The organism is Streptomyces sp. NPDC050759, from assembly GCF_044456945.1.
Lineage (GTDB): Bacteria > Actinomycetota > Actinomycetes > Streptomycetales > Streptomycetaceae > Streptomyces.
On the sequence record NZ_JBITGI010000003.1, the window covers coordinates 431,009 to 452,320 of the forward strand.

Genomic DNA, 21,312 nt, shown 5'->3' on the forward strand with positions numbered 1-21,312 from the left:
CATGGAGCGATACAGTGTATCGGCCAATACAGTGTATCGAGGGGACCAATCATGACCATCGCCATCGTCGGAGCCGGCCTCGGCGGCCTGGCTCTTGCCCGGGTGCTGCACGTGAACGGCATCGAGTCCGTCGTGTACGAACGCGAACCGTCACGTGGGGCGCGCGGTCAGGGCGGCATGCTCGACATCCACTCCGGCCAGCGGGCGCTGCGCGAGGCCGGTCTGATCGAGGAGTTCTACGCGATTGCCCGTGGTGAAGGCCAGGACATGCGTCTGCTCGAGCCGGATGGCACCCTGCTGCTCCAGGAGGACACACTCGACGACGCCCCGCTCGATCGACCCGAGGTCGACCGCGCCGATCTGCGCGACCTGCTGCTGGATTCCCTCCCCGAGGACGTGGTGCGATGGGGGCGCGCGTTCACATCCGCCGACGAGGGCGTTCTGCACTTCGCCGACGGCAGCAGTGCGACGTATGACCTGCTGGTCGGTGCGGACGGCGCCCAGTCCCGGGTGCGTCCGCTGCTCACCGACGCCTGCCCGGCGCACATCGGCCAGAACGTCGTCGAGATCGGCATTCCCGACATCGACCGCACCCACCCCGGCCTCGCGGCGATGGTCGGGCGCGGCAACTACTGGGTGCTCGGCAACGGAACATCCCTGGGGGCACAGCGCAACGGCGACGGCCGTGTGCGTATCGGCCTCAGCTTCTACAACACCGCCGAGGACTGGTTCACCACCAGCGGGGTCCCGTTCGACGACCCGGCCGCCGCCCGGGCGCGGCTGATCGAGCTTCTGCCCGGCTGGGACTCACGGGTCACCGCGCTGATCGCGGCCTGCGACGACACGGTTGTGCCGCGGTCGATCAGCGCTCTCCCGATCGGACTGACGTGGCCGTCGAAGCCGGACGTCACGCTGATCGGCGATGCCGCGCACCTGATGCCACCGGTGGGAGAGGGAGCGAACATGGCGTTGCTCGACGGCGCCCTGCTCGGTCTGGCGCTGGCCGCGCACCCGGACGACTTCCCTGCCGCGGTCGAAGAGTACGAACGCGAGATGTTCCAACGCACCAGTGCCGCCGCCCGGATGTCCGCGGACATCCAGGAATTGCTGACGTCGCCCGATGCCGCCCAGAAAATGCTCGCGTTCTTCCAACCCGGCTGAAGGAGTTCACCCACCGGGAGTCAGAGATCAGTACTCCAGTTCGGGTCGGAGAGGGCCGCCGACCGCGTGGAGGTGGCGGATTACCTGGGCGTACGAATTGAAGAGCCCGGTCTCGTGGTAGGCGATGCCGTGCCGGGCGCAGAAGGAGCGTACGAGTTTCTGGGCATGGCGCAGGCCGGGCCGCGGCATGGACGGGAACAGGTGGTGCTCGATCTGGTAGTTCAGTCCGCCGAGCGCGAGGTCGGTGAACCGGTGGCCGCGGATGTTGCGCGAGGTGAGTACTTGCCGACGCAGGAAGTCGATCCGGTCGTCCTTGGCGAAGATGGGCATGCCCTTGTGGTTGGGAGCGAAGGAGCACCCCATGTACAGCCCGAACAGTCCTTGGTGCACGGCGAGGAAGACCACGGCCTGGAGGGGGGACAGGACCAGGAACAGCGCAGCGAGGTAGCCGACGAGATGGGCCGTGAGCAGTCCGGCCTCGGCCAGTTTGGTCGACCGGGAGGTCGTGGTACCCGTGCGCTCCAGCAGTGCCCGTACGCCGGCGACGTGCAGGGCGAGTCCTTCCAGGAGCAGCATCGGGAAGAACAGCCAGGCCTGGTGGCGGGCAAGCCAGGCGTACGCCCCGCTGCGGACCCGGGCCTGGTCCTCGGTGAACGCGATCGCGCCGTCGGCGATGTCGGGGTCACGGTCGACGTGGTTGGGGTGGGAGTGGTGCCGGTTGTGCTTGGAGATCCACCAGCCGTAGCTCAGCCCGATCAGCAGGTCGGCGTGCACGCGGCCGAGGAGGTTGTTGACGCGCTTGGAGCGGGCGATCTGGTGGTGCCCGGCATCGTGCCCGATGAACCCGGTCTGGGTGAACATCACCGCGAGGAAGGCAGCGGTCAGCAGCTGCCACCACGACTGCCCGATCAGGGCGAACGCCGTCCATCCGGCGGCCAGCAGAAGCAGGTTCGCCCCGACCTTGACGGAGTAATAGCCCCGCCGCCGCCGCAGCAGCCCGCTCTGCTTCACCTCACGGGACAGCACGGCGTAGTCGCTGCCCCGGCCGCTGGGCGAGTGTTCCGCCGTCCCTGTATGGTCCGCCGGCTCGGTGCCCCGGTTGACGGTGTCAATGGTCACGGTTTTCCTTTCGAACGCGTGAGGGCCGTCGCCGCCGGCGCGGGGGCAGGGCGCCGGGGCGAGAGAAGCCTGTACGGAAGCAGCGCGAGGCAGGCCCGCGCACGGGTCTGCCTCGGAATCGGGGCCCTCAGAACGCGCGAAACCGGTCGGCCTGCATGCCCTTCGGGCCCTGGCCGCCGGGAATCACTTCGGCGTTCTTTCTTCAACTACAACCACCCGCTACAACGTCCCTGGCGCCGGGCAAGTTCCCGGTCGGGCGGGGAGGGGCCGGCGTCGCCCCGACGGGTCGGTTCGGGGACCCGGAGGGGAGTACGGTTGCGGTACCGAGTGCATTTCGTACGCCGTCATCCGTTGCGGCGTCGCCCTCGGGGAACGGCAAAGGCCGGAGTGCATCGCATCCGGCCGGAAGAGGGCCGCACCCGTATGAGTCTGATGAGCCTCGGAGTACTCGCCTCCTCCCGCAAGGAGAACGAGTTCCGCCTGCCCTTGCACCCCGCCCACCTCGACCGGATCGCCCCGGACATACGGGAGCGCATCTTCCTCGAGCAGGGGTACGGCGAGCGGTTCGGCGTTGCCGACGACGCGCTGCGACCGCTCGTGGCCGGCCTGCGCTCCCGCGAGCGACTCGTCGCCGAGAGCGACATCGTGCTGCTGCCCAAACCGACGCATGACGACATCTCCGCGCTGCACGAGGGTCAGGTGCTGTGGGGATGGCCGCACTGCGTGCAGGACGAGAAGATGACCCAGCTCGGCATCGACCGACGGCTGACCCTGATCGCCTGGGAGGCCATGAACCACTGGACCTCCACGGGCACCTTCAGCGTCCATGTGTTCCACAAGAACAACGAGCTCGCCGGTTACTGCTCGGTGCTGCACGCCCTCCAGCTCGGCGGGCTGACCGGACACTACGGCCGCCGCCTGCGCGCGGTGGTCATCAGCTTCGGCGCCACGGCGCGCGGAGCGGTCACGGGACTGGGCGCCATGGGGGTCACCGACGTCACGGTTCTCACCCAGCGCGCCGCCGCGGCGGTGGCCTCGCCGATGCCCTCGGTCGTGATGGCCCACTTCGAGGAGCAGGAGGACGATCCGTCGCGCCTGCGGGCGGTCACCGCGGCCGGTTCCATGCCGCTGGCGGAGTATCTGGCCGGGTTCGACATCATCGTCAACTGCGTCCTGCAGGACACCGATGCACCGCTCACCTTCGTCACCGACGAGGAACTCGCCTTGTTCCGGCCGGGCACCTTCTTCGTCGACGTCGCCTGCGACGAGGGCATGGGCTTCACCTTTGCCCGCCCGACCACCTTCACGGAGCCCATGCACGAAGTGGGTCCGGGCTGCCACTACTACGCGGTGGACCACAGCCCGTCCCACCTGTGGAACTCCGCCACCTGGGAGATCAGCGAGGCACTCCTTCCCTACCTGCGCAAGGTCATGAGCGGCCCTACGGCATGGGACAGCGACGTCACGATCAGAAAAGCCATCGAGATGCGCGACGGCGTCGTCCAGAACCCGAAGATCCTCTCCTTCCAGCACCGGGCGGCCGCCTACCCCCACCGCCCCGAGACCTCGGTCCTGGCTTCCACTGGGACGACAAGCTCGGCCACCCTGCCAACCTGACTCGGCGCCCGGTTCGACAGCGCCGTCACCTGACTGCTCACCCGTACAGGTGTAGGTGTTCTATGTCGGCAGAAGGGCACGCGGGCCGCACGACCTCCGGTTCCACGTTGGCGAGCGTACGGCCGTCCGCGTCGAGGGAAGCCTTCAGCAGACCCCCATGCGCGCGGTCGCCGATCCAGTGGGTCACGGCTTCCGGCTGGGCGACGGCGAGCCGTCCCGGGACAAGACGGTGACCTCGGTGCCCTCGAGGGCCGACGTTCGACAGGACGAACTCCTGCCCCGCGGCCGGATCCTGGAAGGCGACCGCCACCGGTATCCCGGGCCGCTTGGAGGCGCCGTGCGCCGGGTGCCCCACCGCCACGATCCGCCTGCACCGGCTCGGGCCGGGGAGTGCCATCGGGCCGACCCCGGCCTGTAGTCGTATGACTCGGACCTGATCCGGGCCGACGCACCGGCTGCGGTCCGCCCGTGGCCGGGTCTTGGGGCCAGGCCTTTCGGTGGCACCGCCGCGAACGGCTCCCGTCGAGTCGGCGCGCGTTGGCCGTCGTCACCAACCAGGACGGGATCACATCGCGGCCTCCGGGGCCCGCCCCCCGACGTCGCGGAATCAGCCGGCTCCCGGAGGATGAGTGTGTGTCACACGGCGGCGCAGGCGGTGCCGTTGAGCGTGAAGGCGGAGGGCTTGGCGAAGGTTCCGGTGGAGGTGCCCTGGAACCCGAAGGTCACCCGGCCGCCGGCCGCCAGCTCGCTGTTGTGGCTCACGTTGCTCGCTGTGACCGCTCCTGAGGCCCCGGAGAGGTTCGCGTTCCAGGCGTTGGTGATCCGCTGCCCGGAGGGGAGGGTGAACGCGAGCTTCCAGCCGCTGACGGGGGAGGCGCCGGTGTTGGTGAGGGTGACGTCGGCGGTGAAGCCGCCCTGCCAGGTGCTCGTCCCGTAGGCCACCGAGCAGGCCGTGGTGCCTCCGGGAGTGCCCGGGCCGCCGGGGGTGCCCTTGTTGACGGAGGAGGAGAACGAGGTCACGGCGAGGCCGGCGCCGTTCTGCCAGGGCTCGAAACCGGCCTGAACACTCGTCAGGTACCAGTTGTTCTGGGCGATTCCCCGGGAGACGGCCTGTCGGACGAAGTCCATGACGTCGAAGTTCCAGCTGGTGATCGCCGACGGTGCGACGAAGGAGAGTACGTCGTTCGAGCCGTTGTTGCCGGACCACACCTGCCAGTCGCGCCCGCCCACGTTGGCGTTGCCGACCGGGGAGCCGATGGGCTGGACGGATCCGACCCTGTTGAACCAGATCATGATCTCGGTCCGGTTCACGCCGTCGGTGCGGGGCGTGGGGTCGAGCCAGATGTCGTACGCGGCGTCGTACACCGCGTTGTTGACGTAGCTGAACGAGATGCTCGAGGGCGCGGTCGAGATGGAGCTGAGCTGAGCGGGGAGGTTGGTGCCGGGAGAACAGTTGGTGTAGTGGCAGCCGTTGTAGACGGACGGGTAGGACTTCGGGGCGCCGTTCGTCGGGACGGATCCGTCGGCCTGGGTGATCCTGAATCCCGAGTCGGTCGCGGTGATGCACTGGGTGGCGCTGGTGCCCCAGCGGTTGTTCTGGACCACGTAGCGACCTTGGATGGTCGTCGTACCGAAAGCTTCGCAGAGCGTGGTGTCGGCCTGCGCCACGGGGGCCGTGGTCAGCAGCGCGGCGAGCGAGACGAGCGAGGTGAGCAGCGCGCCGAGCAGGCCACGCGCGCGGCGGGCATGGAGCCGTGAAGGACGCATGCGGATCCTCTTCAGGGTGGGGGAGAGGTATTCGGGACGTGCTCCCACGACCTACTGAATGGGAGCGCTCCCAATTCTGGGTTCGCCAGGACTGTAGGGAGGGTTCAGGTCCATGACAAGGCTGTCGACAGGAACCCGTTGAACCGATTCGGGAGCCTCAGGTCAGACAGGTGGATCGGACAGGGGGATCAGGCAGGGGGAGAGGCGCGGCACGCGGTTCCGGAGCGTTCCCTGGAGGGGGTGCGGGTGCGTCAGGTGGACTCGCGGACCACCAGCTCCGTACGGAGGATGACATGACGCCAGGCCACGGCGCCCTCCTCCATCTCCTCCAGGAGCAGTCGGATCATGGCCCGCCCGACCTCCTCGATCGGCTGACGCACGGTGGTCAGCCGTGGTTCGGTCCGCTGAGCCAGCGGAAAGTCGTCGAAGCCGATCACGGCGACATCCTCGGGCACCCGGCGTCCGGCCGCGCGCAGGGTTTCCAGGGCCCCCGCGGCCGTGGTGTCCGACGCGGCGAGGACGCCGTCGATGTCCGGATGCCGTTCGAGGAGCTCGGCCATGGCGCGGCGCCCGCTCTCCGCCGTGAAGTCGCTTTCGGCGACGCGGGTCCGCTCGACCTTCAGGCCCGCCAGCGCGAGGGCCTCTTCGTAGCCGCGCAGCCGGCACTGGGCGGCGTGCAGGTCGAGCGGCCCGGTGATGGTGGCGATGACCCTGCGGCCCCGCTGCACAAGGTGGGAGACGGCGCTGCGTGCACCGCCGACGTTGTCCATGTCGACGTAACTGACGTACTCGTCGCCGGAGCGGCGCCCCAGCAGCACCGTCGGCAGCCGGGCCTCGGCGAGCATGTCCGGCAGCGGATCGCCGGCGTGCACGGACATCAGCAGGACGCCGTCGACCCGGCCGCCGCGCGCGTACTCGAGGAAGCGCTGCCGTTCGGCGTCCGAACGGACCAGGGTCAGCATCAACTGCATTCCGGTGTCGGTCAGGGCGTCCCCGAGGGAGGTGACGATCTCGGAGAAGAAGGGCTCCGCGAACTGCCGCCAGTCCGGCTCCGTCATGACCAGGGCGACGGCGTCGGCCCGCCGCCCGGCCAGGGAACGGGCCGCGAGATTGGGCACGTAACCGAGTTCGTCGATGGCCTGCTGGACGGCCCGACGCGTCGACTCCTTCACGCCCGCGGCGTTGTTGATGACGCGGGAGACCGTGCCTCGTCCCACCCGCGCGTGGGCGGCGACCTCCTCCAGCGTCGGTGCTTCCGGGCGTCGCCTGCCCATGCCACCTCCCCCAAGAGATCACCGATCTTACCGACCGGAGGGGTTCGCGCACACGACTTCACCAGGGGCGTGGATACGGACGGTCGCCCGGCCGCCAACGCTTGGGAGCGCTCCCGAACCGGCCGAGGTAATGACGGTCGACAACGGAACCGCCGCCTTCTTCCGGGTCGCGCCGCCGTGCGACCCGGAAGAAGGCGCGGGCGCCGACCGCCGTCTCAGCCCCTGTAGACGATCTCGGCCTGGTCGCGCTGGGTGGTGTGCAGCTCCCAGTAGACGGAGGAGACGGCCTCGGGCGTGGCGGCCTTGAGCGCGGGGTCGAGCGAGCTGCCGCCGAGGGCCACGTCGATGGCGATATGGGCGACCTGGATGCCGGTGCCATCCAGCTCCTTGTGCAGGTTGACCACCCAGTTGCGCAGCGCCGCGGCGGCGGCGTTGACATTGCCGACCATCGGGAGCGGGTCGAGAGAGCCGGCGCCGGTGGTGTAAAGCAGGGTGCCCGTGCCGGCCTCACGCATCGCGGGCAGTACGGCCTTTGTGGCAGCCATGGCCCCGTACAGCTGGACCTCGATCTCGCGCTGGATGTGGGAGGGGTCGCTCTCGGCCGGAGTGGCCAGCACGGTGGATTCCATGGCGAGCGGGGAGTACTCCAGGACGTCGATGCCGCCGAACCTGGTGGCGGCGTCCTTGAGGGCCTGGGTGAGTGCGTCATGGTCGAGGACGTCCGCGGGGAAGGCGGCTGCCGTGATTCCCTCGGCGGTGAGCGTGGCGATGAGGCCGTCGAGCTTGGCGCGGTTGCGGGAGATCAGGGCGACGTCGAAACCGTGGGAGCCGAAGGTGCGGGCGATGGCCAAGCCCATCTGGGGGCCGGCTCCGATGATGGCGATGCTGGTCACAGCGATCCTTTCGTAAGGCGCGGTAGGAAGCGGCAAGATTCGGATAGCCCTATCCGAATCTAAAGTGGATAGGGCTCTCCGGCTCGCTGAAGCCAGGCTAGCATCAAAAGTGGATAGGTCAATCCGATTGCCGGGGCGGCAGCCATGAACCCGGGCTTCGGGCTCCCGGCGCCCCAACGACTCCGCGGCCCAGCCCGTCGCGGAGCGACGCCGGGCGGAACCGGGAGCGGATCACCGCTGCCGCAGACAGGTTGTTGGCCCGCGAATTCCCGAACGCCTCCATGGCGCCCGTGGCCCGCGAGGCAGGTGTCGGTATCGCCACCGTGCTCCGCCGCTTCCGCGCCAAGGAAGAGCTGGCAGCCGCCGTCTTCGCGGACCGCATGGACGTCTGCGCCTACGCGATCGCCGTTGCCGTCGAGGACTCGACCCCTGGCACGGTTTCGTCGGCCGAATCGAGGCCACCTGCGTGAAGCAGGCCGACTACGGCCTCGCCGACGTGCTGACACGTCCTTCCCGCCGCCATGACGCCCCGGCCCGACACCGCGGGCGTACCTCTCCCCGTCGTCCTACGGCGTGCCAGGTGCTGTGCCGGCCAGGTAGACGGTGTTGGCCGAGGTGCCCCCCTGCAGGGGGTTGTCGAAGTCGACGACATGGGCTGCCGAGTGTGCGAAGACCTGCCTGAGTGCGGAGGTGAACTCCTCGTCGGGCGGATCGTTCGACCACAGGGCGAACACGCCGCCGGGGTGTAGGTGTGCGGCGAGGGCGTGAAGACCGGCAGGCTGATAGAGCGCAGCGTGCCGGGGATGGAGCACATGGCGCGGTGAGTGGTCGACGTCCAGCAGGACGGCGTGGAAGCGGCGGCCCGGCTCCTTGGGATCCAGACCGCCGGGGTCGGCGGCCAGTGCGAAGAAGTCGCCGTGCACCAGGCGGCAGCGGGCGTCCGACGTCAGTCGGGCCCCGAGGGGCACAAGATGCCGCTGGTGCCAATCGATGACTTCGGCGAGCGCTTCGATCACGGTCAACGAGCGCACCCGGGGGTCGTCCAGCGCCGCCTGGGCGGTGTAGCCGAGCCCGAGTCCGCCGACGGCGACGTCCAGTTCGGGGAGTTCGCTGTCCGGCAGCTGCGCCAGTGCGAGTTCCGTGAGCGCGATCTCGCCGGTGGTGAAGAGGCTGGACATCAGGAACTCGTCGCCGAGTTTCACCTCGTACACGTCGTCTCCCGAGACCGGGTGACGGCGTCGGCGCAGACTGATCTCGCCGATCGGTGTCGGTTGCCAGTCGATCTCCTCGAAGCGCAGGCTCATCCGCTCACCCTTCTGACGTTCGTGGAGGCATGAGTGCCGTAGCAGGTGTAGCAGGTGTAGCAGGCGTAAGGAGCCGGGGGAGTCGGGTCGGCGGCGTATCAGGCGTCGATGACGACCGGGATGATCAGTGGCCTGCGGCGGTGGGTGCGGAACGCCCAGTTGCCCACGGCGCGGGCGATGAGCTGTTCGAGCTGGTGGGCGTCGCCGACGCCCTCCTGGGCGGCGGTGGCCAGCGTCTTCTCGATGACGGGGATCACCGGCTCGAAGGTGCTCTCGTCGTGGACGAAACCGCGGGCCAGGAAGTCGGGGGCCTCGGCCAGCGCACCGGTGTCGGCGTCGACGAGGGCCACGACCGTGATGACACCCTCCTGGGCAAGGGTGACCCGGTCCTTGAGGGACGCTTCGGTGGCGCCGCCGACTTCCATGCCGTCCACGTAGACGTTGCCCGCGGGCACCTTGCCGACGATGGAGGCGCGGCCGTCGACGAGATCGACGACGACACCGTCCTCGGCGATCACCACCCGCTCGGGATCCACGCCGGTCCGGATGGCGAGATCGGCGTTGGCCCGCAGGTGACGGAACTCGCCATGCACGGGCATGACGTTGCGGGGCCGGACGATGTTGTAGCAGTAGACGAGTTCCCCGGCGCTGGCGTGGCCGGAGACGTGCACCTTGGCGTTGCCCTTGTGCACGACGTTGGCGCCCCATCGGGTCAGGCCGTTGATCACCCGGTAGATGGCGTTCTCGTTGCCGGGGATGAGGGAGCTGGCGAGCAGGACGGTGTCGCCCTTGCCGATACGGATCGCGTGGTCACGGTTGGCCATCCGCGACAGGGCGGCCATCGGCTCACCCTGGGACCCCGTGCACACCAGGGTGATCCGGTGGTCCGGCAGCTTCTCCAGTTCCTTGGCGTTCACGACCAGACCGGACGGAACCTTGAGATAGCCGAGATCGCGGGCGATGCCCATGTTGCGGACCATCGAACGGCCCACGAAGGCCACCTTGCGACCGTGCTGGTGGGCTGCGTCCAGGACCTGCTGGATGCGGTGCACATGGCTGGCGAAACTGGAGACGATGACCCGCCGCGGGGCCGTCCGCAGGACCTGCTCGATCGCGGGGTTCAGTTCCCGTTCGGAGGTCGTGAAGCCGGGGACCTCCGCGTTGGTGGAGTCAGTGAGGAACAGGTCCACGCCCTCCTCGCCGAGGCGGGCGAAGGCGCGCAGGTCGGTGATGCGGTCGTCCAGGGGGAACTGGTCCATCTTGAAGTCACCGGTGTGCAGCACCATGCCGGCCCGGGTCCGCAGGGCCACGGCGAGGCCGTCCGGGATGGAGTGGTTGACGGCCACGAACTCGCAGTCGAAGGGACCGAAGCCGCGCCGGTCACCCTCCCGCACGCGCACCGCGCGGGGGCGGATGCCGTGCTCCTTGAGCTTGGCCTCCAGGAAGGCCAGAGTGAGCTTCGAGCCGACGACCGGGATGTCCCTCCGTTCGCGCAGCAGATACGGCACGCCCCCGATGTGGTCCTCGTGGCCGTGAGTGAGCACGACAGCCACGATGTCGTCGAGGCGATCCCGGATCGAGGTGAAATCGGGCAGGATCACATCCACGCCCGGCTGGTTCTCCTCCGGGAACAGCACCCCGCAGTCCACGATCAGTAGCTTGCCGGCATGCTCGAAGACGGTCATGTTCCGGCCGATTTCGCCCAGACCGCCCAGGGCGGTCACCCTCAGTCCGCCGTCGGGCAGTGGCGGGGCGGCTTTGAGTTCTGGGTGCGGATGGCTCATACCCTCACGTTACCGGAGGGTCTCCCGGGGTGATCCACTGCCTGGCCCAAGACGCTGAAGCGGATGCCGCTGGGCGGGCCCTCATCATGGCCGTGATCGTAGTCGCCGCCGACAACCTGGCCACGGGCGTCGTCGTGGGCTCCCATCACCGCCGGCCCTCGAATCCGGCGGGCGTTTCCGCCGGCTGGCGCATCGTCGCCCACGGCGCCGTCGCGATGGAGACGACCGGACCCAGCCCGACCACCGGCGTCTCGGTACTGCCTGTGTCTGCTGTGCACCCGTCAGACGTCGAAGCGGCGGCGGGCGGCCTCGATGTGGCCGAGGTACTGGTGGGTCCAGCCGCACATGCCGTCGACTGTGGCTCGCAGGGCTTGGCCCGGCTCGGTGAGGGTGTACTCGACCCGCGGCGGCACAGTGGGGTGCACCTCCCGCTCGACCAGGCCGTAGCGTTCCAGCATGCGCAGGTTCTGGGTGAGCATCTTGTGGCTGACGCCCTCGACCTCGTTGCGCAACTCGCTGAAGCGCAGGGTGCGCTCTCCGAGAGCCTCGATGATCAGGAACGCCCACTTGTTGGCGACGTCCGAGAAGATCTCTCGCGCCAGAGAGTCCGCGCGCCTCAGGTCCGCGTCTTCGGGCGAGCCCGTGAACTGCTTGGTCACCATCTGGTTCCCCAGTCACTGAAAAGTGCGTTCTTCCAGGTCAATGAGCACTCTCCTACAGTTCCCGAGTAACCACAAGAGAGCGAGCGCGTCTTGGTTCGGCAGCAGCGAACCCGCGTGCTCTCACGTCAGGGAGGCAGGCAGCATGACCACCGTCGACGTCTTCAACCACCACGTGCCGGCCGAGAGCGACTTCGGTTACTCGCAGGCGATCAGGTCCGATGACCTGATCCACGTCTCCGGACAGCTCTCGCTCGACGACGCCGGCAACTTCCTCCATGCGGACGACTTCGCCGCCCAGCTCAGGCAGACCTACGCCAACTTCGACAAGATCCTGAACCACTACGGTGCCACCCGGAACCAGATCATCTCGCAGACCCTGTACGTGGTGAACCTGCGCCAGAACGCTCGGGCGACCGCGGAAGGCAACCTGAGGTACTTCGGCGACCACCGCCCGGTCAGCACAGTCCTCGGCGTCTGTGAACTGACCTTCCCCGGCCAGGCCGTCGAGACCAGCTTCATCATCGACACCAAGCTCACCGCCTGAGCCCGGCCCGGTCCGTTCCGGTCCGGCAGGAGAAGGGTCGGTGTCGGCGACATCAGTGATCCCCTCCTCGTCCGAGAGATGCTTGGGGAACCGCTGCAGCAGGCGGACACGCTCGTCGGCGCTCCGCCGACGTGGGGCGGATCACCCCGGTGCCGGTGCCGGTGCCGGTGCCGGTGGCGGTGGCCGCCTCGGCCAGCGGCCGGTCGACGTACCAAGACCGCGTTCGAGTGCTCCGCCCCGCTCACGGCAACGGCGCCCCACACCCACGCACACGTCAGGATGCAGGCGTCCACGTGAGGCGCTCGGCCAGCGTGGCCGCGAACTCCTCCGCCTGCGCCAACTGGGTGCGCAGATCCTCGACCCGCTGCTGGGCGGCCTGCTCGAAGCCGCGAATCCGGTCCAGCAGTTCCTCGTGCTCCTCGGGCGGCAGTTCCTCGCCCGTGTCGAGGCGGTCGGTGGCCTCCAGCAGGGCGCGCATCTCGTCGAGGGTGAATCCGAGAGGCTTCATACGGCGGACGACCATCAGGCGGGCGACGTCGGACTCGGTGTAGAGGCGGAAGCCGCCTTGGGAGCGGGCGGAGGGGGTGACGAGGCCGGTGTCCTCGTAGTGCCGGATGGTGCGCAGCGAGAGCTCGGTTCGTGTGGCGACCTCGCCGATCTGCATGTGCTCGCCGCTCACGGGGGTGCCTTTCTCGTCTCTCGCCATGGCCGCGCACGGCCACCGATCTCTACCCTAACGTCAGGGTAGAGTTGCCTCGATGTTGGACTTGGCTGCCTTTCGTGCCGTTTTCATGGTGCGGGACGCCATCGCGTGGCCGTCACTCGCGCCGGGCCGATGATGCCTCCGGCGAAGACCGATACCCGCAGGAGAGCGCGTGCGTGTGCCCCTGATGCCCGGCGCCGCTGCCTGCCCGCCGTGACCCTTCATCGCCGCACGGCGCACGATCCGGTGGCGGATCGCTTCACCGCCGCCCCCTGACTTCGGTCCGCCGCTCGCGGACTCGGTGGTCTTCCGGCCCCGGCCTCCCATGCCTCCCCGCACGCCCGCCGTGATGCCGGGTGTACCCGAACACCGCAGGTACTTCTCGTCCTGTCCCCCATCACACCGTCCCCTGCCGCCTGGCTGCGCGGCCTCCGGCGTCCTACCTGGCTGTCCGATCCGAAGGTGCTGCGCACCGAGGTACTGGCCGGGCTGGTGGTCGCCCTCGCCCTGATTCCCCGAGGCGATCTCGTCCTCGGCGCACTCGGGGTGGCGAAACTGATGCGGTTCGTGCCGCGCAGCGTCGTGGTGCGCTTCGTCAATGCGCTCGCGATCCTCATCTTTATGGCGCAGGTGTGACTCCATCAGGCCGACCAGCGCCATGGCGAGCGCGTAGGGCGCGACGGTGGTGAGGGTGTCCAGGGTGAAGGGCACGTCCGGCAGCCCGGGCGCGGGGAGCGAGGAGGGCAGCTCGCCCACCGAACCGCACCCCGCCGACGGACGACACCGCGGTGAGCAGCGCGCGTCGCGAACAGCACGAGAAGCGTTCCGGCCCCGTCGCATCAGGCTCAGCCGCTGGCTCCCTTGATCACCCGAGCCTCGGGACTGCCGGATGGGCCGGGTTTGCCGTCCCCAGGGATATCGCCGCTGACCGGTGTGGGGGTCCAATGGTGAGAGTCAGGCTCTTCCGCACCTGCACCCGCACCGGTGAGAAGAGGCACGCAATGGATCCATGGCTGATCTGGTTGGTCGTCGCGGCCGTGTTGGCGGTGGCGGAGATCGTCACCCTGACCGCTGCGCTCGGAATGCTGAGTGTGTCCGCGCTGGTCACGGCGGGATCCGCCGCGGTCGGGCTGCCTTTGCCCTTCCAGTTCCTGGTGTTCGCCCTCGTCGCCACGGGCACCGTGGTGTTCGTGCGTCCTATCGCACTGCGCCATGTGCTCCGGCCGCAAGTGGAGCGGTTCGGCATCGACGCTCTGGTCGGCAGGCCTGCCTATGTCCTCTCGGAGGTGACGGGCCTCGGCGGCAGGGTCCGTATCGACGGCGAGGAATGGACGGCCCGCGCCTACGACGAGACGTTGGTGATCCCGCCTGGAAAGACCGTCGACGTCATGGAGATCAGCGGCGCCACCGCGCTCGTCTACCCCCGGGACTGAAACCATGGAAACCTCGGCGTTCCTCATTGCCGGCCTGATCTTCGCGCTGATCGCGGTTTTCACCGTGATGCGGGCGGTCCGTATCGTGCCCCAGGCGCGTGCTCGTAATGTCGAGCGACTCGGGCGCTACCACCGGACCCTGAGTCCGGGCCTCAGCCTCGTCATCCCGTACATCGACCGGGTTCATCCCGTGATCGATCTGCGGGAACAGGTCGTCTCCTTCAAGCCGCAACCGGTCATCACCGAGGACAATCTCGTCGTCGAGATCGACACCGTCCTGTACTTCCAGGTCACCGACCCGCGAGCGGCTTTCTATGAGATCGCCAATTTCCTTCAGGCGGTCGAACAGCTCACCGTGACCACCTTGCGCAATGTCGTGGGATCCATGGACCTGGAAAAGACGCTCACCTCACGGGACACGATCAACAGCCAGCTCCGCGGCGTACTGGACGAGGCCACGGGCAAGTGGGGGCTGAGGGTCAACCGGGTGGAGATCAAGGCCATCGACCCGCCGCAGTCCATCAAGGACGCGATGCAGAAGCAGATGCGGGCCGAGCGGGACAAGCGGGCCGCGATCCTCGGGGCCGAGGGACAACGCCAATCGCAGATCCTCACCGCCGAAGGCGACAAGCAGGCCGCCGTCCTGCGCGCGGAGGGTAACCGTACGGCCGCGATCCTCCAGGCCGAGGGCCAGTCCCGGGCCATCGACGAGGTCTTCCAGGCCGTGCATCGCAACGACCCCGACCCCAAACTTCTGGCCTACCAGTACCTCCAGACACTGCCGCAACTGGCGCAAGGCTCGGGTAACAACTTCTGGGTGATCCCCAGCGAGATCACCTCCGCCCTCCAGGGCGTGTCCCGTGCCTTCACCGAGGTGCTGCCCCAGTCCCCGGCCACCCGCGAGAAACCCTCGGACGACAGCGCTGAGCGGGCCGCCGACGACGCGGCTCAGGCCGCGGAAGCCGCCGCCGCGGCCCTCGCCGACGCGGCCAAGGCCGACCGCGCCACTCCGGACGGCCTCACGTCCACCCCGCCTCGCTGACGGCGCCTGCTTCGGCAGCAAGGAAGGGCTCTTCGACGCCATCTTCTTCGGCTCGCAATGTCTACGCGGCGACCGCACAGGAGCCCCGAACTGCACGTGCAGCGTCGCGCACTGCTCCGCGAGAGTGTTCACCGGAGTGATGGTCGGCCTTGCAGCAGCGCAAGGGGGCAGCAGCACTGCATGAAGCCACAACCGCGTTTCAGGCTGGCCGCGACCACTCTCGACGCACCGGACGCCCACGAGTTGGCGCAGTTCTATCAGGGCCTGCTCGGATGGCCGATGCGGAAGGTGGAACCCGGCTGGGTGGAGATCGCTCCACCCGATGGCAGTGCCGGGCTGTCGTTCCAGACAGAACCACTCTTCACCCGCCCGCGGTGGCCTTCCACCCGGTCCGAGCAGCAGATGATGACGCATCTGGACATCGAGGTGAACGATCTGTCATCAGCCGTCGAGCATGCTCTCGCCCTGGGGGCGACGGTGCCAGACTTACAGCCTCAGGACGATGTACGCGTCCTGTTCGACCCGGCGGGCCACCCGTTCTGCCTCTTCGTACGCACCGGCCCGAGCGCCTGACAGGCCGGGTCGGGCGGTGAGTCCGCGTCAGCCGACGAGGGTCGGTGCGATGTCGACCAAGGCAAGGAAGTGCTCGGCCGGCGCTCACAGCGGCGGACGGCCCCTGCTTCTCAGGCCATGCTCGACAGGGAGCCCGTCGGTAGCCAGTGCCGCCGTGCGGGCGTGGCCTGCTTGACCAGCCGGACCTCCGCCTGCACAGTCGGGATGCGGCACCGCAGCGGCACCGCCTCGAGCTGCCGACCGGTCCGCCCATCCACAGGTGGCACACGGCCCTGATACCCAGGAGCGGCTGATCCGATGGTCCTCGACCTGGTTGTGATCGCTACGGCCGTCACCTTGGGTCCTTTGCACAACAGCGCCTTCATCCTGCTGCTCTCCTCACGGCACGGTGTTCGCCAGGGCCTGGCGTTCCTGCTGTCGTGGCTGGCCAACCTGATCGCGGTGATCGCCTGCGTGGTTCTGCTGACCGGCGGTCAGCCCCCGGCCCGTCACAGCGCGCCCTCGACCGCCGACATCGGTGTGAAACTAGCCATCGGCGTTGCATTGGTGCTGTACGGCGCACACCGGCACCTCCGGCCGCCCCGCCCGCACGGACCGCCACGCTGGACCGCCCGGATCGACAACGCCTCCCCGGCCACGGCAGCCGGCCTGGCATGGCTGCTGCAGCCCTGGGCACTGGTCGGCGCCGGCGCCGCGACCGCCGTCGACGCGAACCTCTCCACCCTCACCGACTGGCTCGCACTGGCCGGCTACTGCCTGCTGGCCACCCTCAGCCTGATCGTCATGGAGATGTACGTCGTCTGGGCACCCGCGGTCGCGAACGCCCGGTTGAGCGCCCTGCGGGACTGGCTCGCGCAGCATCAGGAGCAGCTGATCGTCACGTCCGCCCTGCTCCTCGGCCTGTGGCTGACAGCCCGGAGCATCGCCGAGTTGGTCGCCTGACAGGGACGGCCCCGGCGGCAGCACCGCCGGCGCGTCCCCGGTGGCATCTGGTGAAAGGGCTTCGGCGGCTGACCGTGCGGGTGACGGCCCCGCAGGTTGCCCATGACCCGGTGGCGGCGAGCCAGTCGGCGGCTTCGGCGTCGGTCGCGAGCAGCACTTGCGTCCGGTGGACGGTGCCGGCCCCGACGACGAGGCCGTCTCAGGAGAAGTCTGCTGCGGTGATGCCGTCGGGATGTCCGGACGGCCATTCCACCAGCTCGATCCGGTAACCGTCCGGGTCCGTGAGCCACGACGTCTTCGGGCCGTCAGGGCCGCCCGGATACTGGACGGGCCCCGGCTCCAGGCCGGCTTCGGCGAGCGCCTTCAGGGTGACGGTCAGGGTATCCGCCTGGATCGCGAGGTGGTCGACTCCGCTGCCCACGTCGACGCTTCCGTCGGCGGGACGGTGGACCAGTTCGAGTGAGGCCGCCGGTTCGCCGGGGAACTGCAGGATCACGAGGCGGCCCCCGTCGCCTACCTCGACCCTGCCCAGCTCCACGTAGCCCAAGGCGGTGTAGAAACCGAGCGAGCGATCCAGATCGGTGACGCGGTAGGCGACGAAGAGCGTCTTCATGCGGCTTCCCCGGGTCGGCGCACTCGGTAGCGGAGGTGCGTGACGTCTCGGTCCTCGAGCCGTCGGACGAGGTCGAGTTCGATGTGATCACGACCGAGGTGATCGAAAAGTCGTCGGCCTTCCCCGAGGAGGACCTGCACGAGGTGGATCTCCATCTCGTCCATCTGCCCGGCTCGGAGGAGCGCTTGGGCCGCCTCCGCACCATGGACCATGACCGGCCTGTCCCCTGCGGCTGCGCGAGCCTGACGGGCGCAGTCCTCGACGTCGGTGACGAAACGCGCGTGGCCGGGTGGCACGTCCCCGTCGTCCACCTGGTGGGTGAGGACGAAGATCGGTACGCCGTCGTGGTGGTCGCCCTGCCAGCGCCCGGCGAGTTCGAAGGTCCGTCGGCCGGAGATCAGCGCGCCGGTCGCCAGCGCTTCGCGGTAGACCTGGCCGCTGGGACCGTCGGACTCCCGGTCGTCGAGCCAGTTGAACAGCCGTCCTCCGTCGCGTCCGAGCTCCTGCCCTGGCCGATCGTCCGGGCCGGCGATATAGCCGTCGAGCGACATCGACATGTAAAGCCGAATCGGATTGTTCATCCTGGCCTCCACCTCTCCTCTTGACACCGGGACTCGCCGCATCCTGATCCGCCGACGGGACGGGCGGGTCACAGGGGAGACCTCAGGCAACCGGCAAACTCATCGGCCTGCCGCGCCGGATGAAACGAAGTCGTCCAAGCTGTGTGCGCACGGGGGGTGCGGGAGTCGCGGGCTCGTCCTGGGCGGGGACATCAACGCGGCCGTGCGTCAGTAGCCGGTGCCGCGCTTGACCTGGGCCCGCTCGATCCCGTGGGCCGCACCCTTGTCGTCCAACGTGCGACACGCGTCGGCGATGTCCTGGCTCAGCCGCTCGACCTGCTCGCGGCTCAGAGTCTCCTTGACCAGGGCGCGCAGGATCTTCACCCGCTCCGCGTTGGGCGGGAGCGTGTAGGCCGGCACCATCCAGCCCCGCTCGGCCGAGAGCTGCCAGGCGATGTCGGACTCGTCGTAGGCGTGCTTGCCGGCGAGACGGAAAGCGACGAGCGGCAGCTGCTCGAGGTCGCTCCCGATCACTTCGAAGCGGCCGCTGCCGCGCAGGTTGTCCGCCAATGCGCGGGCGTTCTCCTGCATGATCTGCATGACGTAGGTGTAGCCCTGGCGACCGAGCCGCACGAAGTTGTAGTACTGCGCGAGCACCATCGAGGCACCGGTGGAGAAGTTCAGCGTGAACGTCGCGTCGGTCTTGCCCAAGTAGTTCTCGTAGAACACGAGGTCCTTGGCCAGGTCGGCCTCCTCGCGGAAGACCAGCCATCCGATGCCGGGGTAGACCAGGCCGTACTTGTGTCCCGACACGTTGATCGAACGGACCTGCTCGAGCCGGAAGTCCCACTTCGAGTCCGGGTAGAGGAAGGGCCACACGAATGCGCCGCTGGCGCCGTCGACGTGGATCGGGATGTCGAGGTCCCGCTTGTCGCGTACGTCCCGCAGGAGCTTGTCGATCCCGACGACATCGTCCTTGTGGCCGGTGAAGGTGGTGCCGAGGACGGCGACGACGCCGATGGTGTTCTCGTCGAGGTGGGGCTCCACGTCCTCGGGGCCGATCGTGTACTTGCCCTCGGCAAGCGGCACGATGCGCGGCTCGACGTCGAAGTAGCGGCAGAACTTCTCCCACACGACGTGGACGTCTCCGCCGAAGACCAGGTTGGGGCGGTCGGTCGACAGGTTCGCCGCCTGGCGGCGCTCGCGCCACTTCCACTTCAGCGACAGCGCGCCGAGCATGATCGCCTCGGACGAGCCCTGGGTCCGGCATCCGGTCGTCCGGCCCGGCGCGTGGAAGAGGTCGGCGAGCATGCGCACGCAGCGCTGCTCGATCTCGGCGGAAATGGGGTACTCCGCATGGTCGATGAAATTGCGGTGGAGGTTCTCGGCGATCAGCCGTTGGGCCTCCGGCTCCATCCACGTGGTGACAAAGGTGGCGAGGTTGCGCTGCGGGTCGCCCTCCATGGCGAGATCCACATCCACGAGCCTCATGGCGTCCGTCGCAGCCATACCTTCCTCGGGGAAGGTCTCCGAGGGAGCGGGCGCGGTCAGGAATCGGTTACCGAAGAGAAGTGCGTCATCGCGCTTGGTCATGCAGCGATTCAAACAGCGCGGGAGCGTTCCGCCGGCGAGGGACACACCAGGACGGCACCGCGCGTCGGCCGCGAACAGCACCCTGGCACGGAGTTCCTGGCGGTCCCTCGTCAACCGGTCCGCGTGCGGAGGCTCCGTGCCAGGGTGGGGATCATCACCGTCGCAGGGACGAGGTGCAGCCCGAGGAGGGCGGTGGTGGTGGCGGTGTTGGCCCCGGAGAGGAGAGGCGGGACCAAGGAGAGCGCGGTCAGCGACACTGCCGTCCACACGAATCGCTCGGCGGGGCAAGCACTCCAACGGAGAAGAGCGACCGCAATGACGATGCCCACCACCGAGAAGAGGCCGGTCACGATGGCGAACCCGGACAACGGGATCGCCTCGCCACCATCGGGTACCTCGAAGTCGACGCCGACGGCCAGGGCAAGCGCCGCGGCGAGGGTGGTGGCCACCATCGCCGCGAGCGTGGCGAGGAAGCCGGTGCCGGCGAGCCCGCGGAGTCGGTAGGTGTGGCTGGTCCGGCCCGATGCCGGGCCTGCGCCGACCCCTCTGTCATTCACGCCGTTCATCTCGTTCCTCCGTCATTCGGTAACGGGCGCACGGGGTGCGTGCTGACGGGCATGTGACCGGTGCCGCGGAGCCAGCCCCACCCTGCCTCGACCACTGCGACAGGCGCGCCACCGGGCAGCGCGAGCGTCCACACCGGGACTACTCCGTGTCGTCCGCCGGCAGGCGCTCCGGCAGCCCGAGCCGTGGGAACTGGTCGTTGTGGAAGATGACGATCTCGGTGATCGCCCCGCCGGTGATGCGCAGGACGTCGATCGTCAGCGGCAGGTACGCGCCGTCGTGCTCCCGCCAGAGGTAGAAGGCGAGGGCGGGCTGCCGGTTCACCGATGTGAGGACGCAGCGCAGGCGCCCCAGGTCCGCGAAGCCGTCCTCGACCCAGTTGTTCACCACCGTGTCGCGACCCACGTACAGGCCCGGGGTGGGCGGCATCGAGCAGCGGACGTCGTCCCGCAGCATGGCAGCGAGAGCGTCGACGTCCTTGGCGACGCTCGCGTCGGTGAAGCGGCGCACCAGCTCGCGCGTCCCCGGGTCCTCCTCGCCGCTGGTCCAGTCCTGCCGTTCGGCGGGCAGGTGCTCCCGCATGCCCGCGCGGGCCCGCTGCAGTGCGCTGTTCACGGAGTTGACGGAGTCCCCCAGGAACTCCGCGACGTCCTTGGCCGGCCAGCCGAGCACGTCCCGCAGGATCAGCACGGCCCGCGGGCGTGGCGCGAGGTGCTGGACCGCGACCAGGTACGCCAGCTCGATCGTCTCCCGAGCGACGGCGACGGCCTCCGGTTCGTCCCCGCCACCCGCGGGCAGCTCGTCGAGCAGCCGGTCCGGGTAGGGCTGCAGCCACAGCACCTCTCCGCCGGTCGCAGGCTCCGGGCGGCACTTGGCGAGCAGGTCCAGGCAGGCGTTGGTGGCGATCCGGTACAGCCAGGCCCGGAACGTCGACCGCCCCTCGAAGGTCTCCCGTCGTCGCCAGGCACGGAGGAACGTTTCCTGCACGGTGTCCTCGGCGTCCTCGAACGACCCGAGCATCCGGTAACAGTGCACGTGCAGCTCCCGCCGGTGCTGCTCGACCAGCCCCGAGAACGCCGGCTCGTCGACCTCGCCCAGCCCGCTCACGTCCGGCTCCTCCAGCCGCGTGTCCGCACTCATCACGTCACCCCTACGCCTCGTCGT

Annotated in this window: 22 protein-coding genes and 1 pseudogene; 9 read left to right on the forward strand and 14 right to left on the reverse strand. The window is 68.9% G+C overall.

The annotated features are described in order from the left end of the window. Positions 1-51: 51 nt before the first annotated feature. Positions 52-1,161, forward strand: a complete 1,110-nt coding sequence (locus tag ACIBJB_RS11905) for an FAD-dependent oxidoreductase (RefSeq protein WP_398929244.1) — start codon at positions 52-54, stop codon at positions 1,159-1,161. Positions 1,162-1,188: 27 nt separating this feature from the next. Here the strand turns inward: ACIBJB_RS11905 and ACIBJB_RS11910 are convergent, their stop codons facing one another. Continuing rightward, positions 1,189-2,274, reverse strand: coding sequence for a fatty acid desaturase family protein (locus ACIBJB_RS11910; protein WP_398929842.1), 1,086 nt, complete (start codon positions 2,272-2,274; stop codon positions 1,189-1,191). 429 nt (positions 2,275-2,703) lie between these two features. On the opposite strand from ACIBJB_RS11910, the gene ACIBJB_RS11915 reads away from it, so the two are divergent. Beyond that, a complete protein-coding gene (locus tag ACIBJB_RS11915) occupies positions 2,704-3,897 on the forward strand; it encodes a N(5)-(carboxyethyl)ornithine synthase (RefSeq protein WP_398929246.1) in 1,194 nt (397 codons plus the stop codon). A 37-nt stretch (positions 3,898-3,934) separates the two neighbouring features. On the opposite strand, the gene ACIBJB_RS11920 is transcribed toward ACIBJB_RS11915, so the two are convergent. The 4 genes from ACIBJB_RS11920 to ACIBJB_RS11935 all read right to left on the reverse strand — a co-directional run bounded on the left by ACIBJB_RS11920 (position 3,935) and on the right by ACIBJB_RS11935 (position 7,831). Beyond that, complete coding sequence (locus tag ACIBJB_RS11920) at positions 3,935-4,294, reverse strand: hypothetical protein (RefSeq protein ID WP_398929248.1); 360 nt, start codon at positions 4,292-4,294, stop codon at positions 3,935-3,937. A gap of 239 nt (positions 4,295-4,533) precedes the next feature. Next, positions 4,534-5,664 (reverse strand): cellulose binding domain-containing protein, encoded by a 1,131-nt coding sequence (locus tag ACIBJB_RS11925; RefSeq protein WP_398929250.1) that lies wholly within the window; start codon positions 5,662-5,664, stop codon positions 4,534-4,536. A 251-nt stretch (positions 5,665-5,915) separates the two neighbouring features. Beyond that, the gene (locus ACIBJB_RS11930; RefSeq protein WP_398929252.1) at positions 5,916-6,938 is read right to left on the reverse strand and encodes a LacI family DNA-binding transcriptional regulator; all 1,023 of its coding nucleotides are present in this window, start codon (positions 6,936-6,938) and stop codon (positions 5,916-5,918) included. Positions 6,939-7,153: 215 nt separating this feature from the next. After that, the gene (locus tag ACIBJB_RS11935; RefSeq protein WP_398929254.1) at positions 7,154-7,831 is read right to left on the reverse strand and encodes an SDR family NAD(P)-dependent oxidoreductase; all 678 of its coding nucleotides are present in this window, start codon (positions 7,829-7,831) and stop codon (positions 7,154-7,156) included. A gap of 290 nt (positions 7,832-8,121) precedes the next feature. On the opposite strand from ACIBJB_RS11935, the gene ACIBJB_RS11940 reads away from it, so the two are divergent. After that, complete coding sequence (locus ACIBJB_RS11940) at positions 8,122-8,301, forward strand: hypothetical protein (RefSeq protein WP_398929256.1); 180 nt, start codon at positions 8,122-8,124, stop codon at positions 8,299-8,301. A 96-nt stretch (positions 8,302-8,397) separates the two neighbouring features. Here the strand turns inward: ACIBJB_RS11940 and ACIBJB_RS11945 are convergent, their stop codons facing one another. The 3 genes from ACIBJB_RS11945 to ACIBJB_RS11955 all read right to left on the reverse strand — a co-directional run bounded on the left by ACIBJB_RS11945 (position 8,398) and on the right by ACIBJB_RS11955 (position 11,581). Then, on the reverse strand, positions 8,398-9,135 hold the full coding sequence (locus ACIBJB_RS11945; protein WP_398929258.1) for a spermidine synthase: 738 nt from the start codon (positions 9,133-9,135) through the stop codon (positions 8,398-8,400). Positions 9,136-9,233: 98 nt separating this feature from the next. Continuing rightward, the gene (locus ACIBJB_RS11950; protein WP_398929260.1) at positions 9,234-10,919 is read right to left on the reverse strand and encodes a ribonuclease J; all 1,686 of its coding nucleotides are present in this window, start codon (positions 10,917-10,919) and stop codon (positions 9,234-9,236) included. Positions 10,920-11,200: 281 nt separating this feature from the next. Further along, positions 11,201-11,581, reverse strand: coding sequence for a winged helix-turn-helix transcriptional regulator (locus ACIBJB_RS11955; protein ID WP_398929262.1), 381 nt, complete (start codon positions 11,579-11,581; stop codon positions 11,201-11,203). A gap of 142 nt (positions 11,582-11,723) precedes the next feature. Here ACIBJB_RS11955 and ACIBJB_RS11960 point away from each other — a divergent pair, with 142 nt between their 5' ends. Next, positions 11,724-12,125: a RidA family protein gene (locus ACIBJB_RS11960; protein ID WP_398929264.1), complete on the forward strand. Its 402-nt coding sequence runs from the start codon at positions 11,724-11,726 to the stop codon at positions 12,123-12,125. A gap of 274 nt (positions 12,126-12,399) precedes the next feature. Here ACIBJB_RS11960 and ACIBJB_RS11965 read toward each other — a convergent pair whose 3' ends face one another. Continuing rightward, positions 12,400-12,804 (reverse strand): MerR family transcriptional regulator, encoded by a 405-nt coding sequence (locus ACIBJB_RS11965; RefSeq protein ID WP_398929266.1) that lies wholly within the window; start codon positions 12,802-12,804, stop codon positions 12,400-12,402. A 420-nt stretch (positions 12,805-13,224) separates the two neighbouring features. Here ACIBJB_RS11965 and ACIBJB_RS11970 point away from each other — a divergent pair. The 5 genes and pseudogenes from ACIBJB_RS11970 to ACIBJB_RS11990 form a co-directional block, all read left to right on the forward strand. Continuing rightward, positions 13,225-13,461: pseudogene (locus tag ACIBJB_RS11970) on the forward strand (hypothetical protein); the annotation flags it as partial. A gap of 368 nt (positions 13,462-13,829) precedes the next feature. Next, positions 13,830-14,261, forward strand: coding sequence for an NfeD family protein (locus ACIBJB_RS11975; RefSeq protein WP_057613409.1), 432 nt, complete (start codon positions 13,830-13,832; stop codon positions 14,259-14,261). Between the two features lie 4 nt (positions 14,262-14,265). Further along, entirely contained in the window at positions 14,266-15,303 is a 1,038-nt protein-coding gene (locus ACIBJB_RS11980; RefSeq protein ID WP_398929269.1) for an SPFH domain-containing protein, read from the forward strand. A gap of 180 nt (positions 15,304-15,483) precedes the next feature. Then, on the forward strand, positions 15,484-15,876 hold the full coding sequence (locus tag ACIBJB_RS11985) for a VOC family protein (RefSeq protein ID WP_398929271.1): 393 nt from the start codon (positions 15,484-15,486) through the stop codon (positions 15,874-15,876). Between the two features lie 297 nt (positions 15,877-16,173). Then, positions 16,174-16,818: a GAP family protein gene (locus ACIBJB_RS11990; protein ID WP_398929273.1), complete on the forward strand. Its 645-nt coding sequence runs from the start codon at positions 16,174-16,176 to the stop codon at positions 16,816-16,818. Between the two features lie 199 nt (positions 16,819-17,017). On the opposite strand, the gene ACIBJB_RS11995 is transcribed toward ACIBJB_RS11990, so the two are convergent. From ACIBJB_RS11995 to ACIBJB_RS12015, 5 genes are all read right to left on the reverse strand, one after another. After that, a complete protein-coding gene (locus tag ACIBJB_RS11995; protein WP_398929275.1) occupies positions 17,018-17,431 on the reverse strand; it encodes a VOC family protein in 414 nt (137 codons plus the stop codon). Beyond that, positions 17,428-18,012, reverse strand: coding sequence for a dihydrofolate reductase family protein (locus tag ACIBJB_RS12000; protein ID WP_398929277.1), 585 nt, complete (start codon positions 18,010-18,012; stop codon positions 17,428-17,430). The genes ACIBJB_RS11995 and ACIBJB_RS12000 overlap by 4 nt, the downstream gene beginning before the upstream one ends. Positions 18,013-18,219: 207 nt before the next feature. Further along, complete coding sequence (locus tag ACIBJB_RS12005; protein ID WP_398929278.1) at positions 18,220-19,584, reverse strand: glutamate decarboxylase; 1,365 nt, start codon at positions 19,582-19,584, stop codon at positions 18,220-18,222. 110 nt (positions 19,585-19,694) lie between these two features. Beyond that, positions 19,695-20,150 carry a DUF6069 family protein gene (locus tag ACIBJB_RS12010; RefSeq protein ID WP_398929280.1) on the reverse strand — a complete coding sequence of 152 codons (456 nt, stop codon included), beginning with the start codon at positions 20,148-20,150 and terminating at the stop codon, positions 19,695-19,697. Between the two features lie 139 nt (positions 20,151-20,289). Then, positions 20,290-21,288, reverse strand: a complete 999-nt coding sequence (locus ACIBJB_RS12015; RefSeq protein WP_398929282.1) for an RNA polymerase subunit sigma-70 — start codon at positions 21,286-21,288, stop codon at positions 20,290-20,292. Positions 21,289-21,312 lie beyond the last annotated feature (24 nt).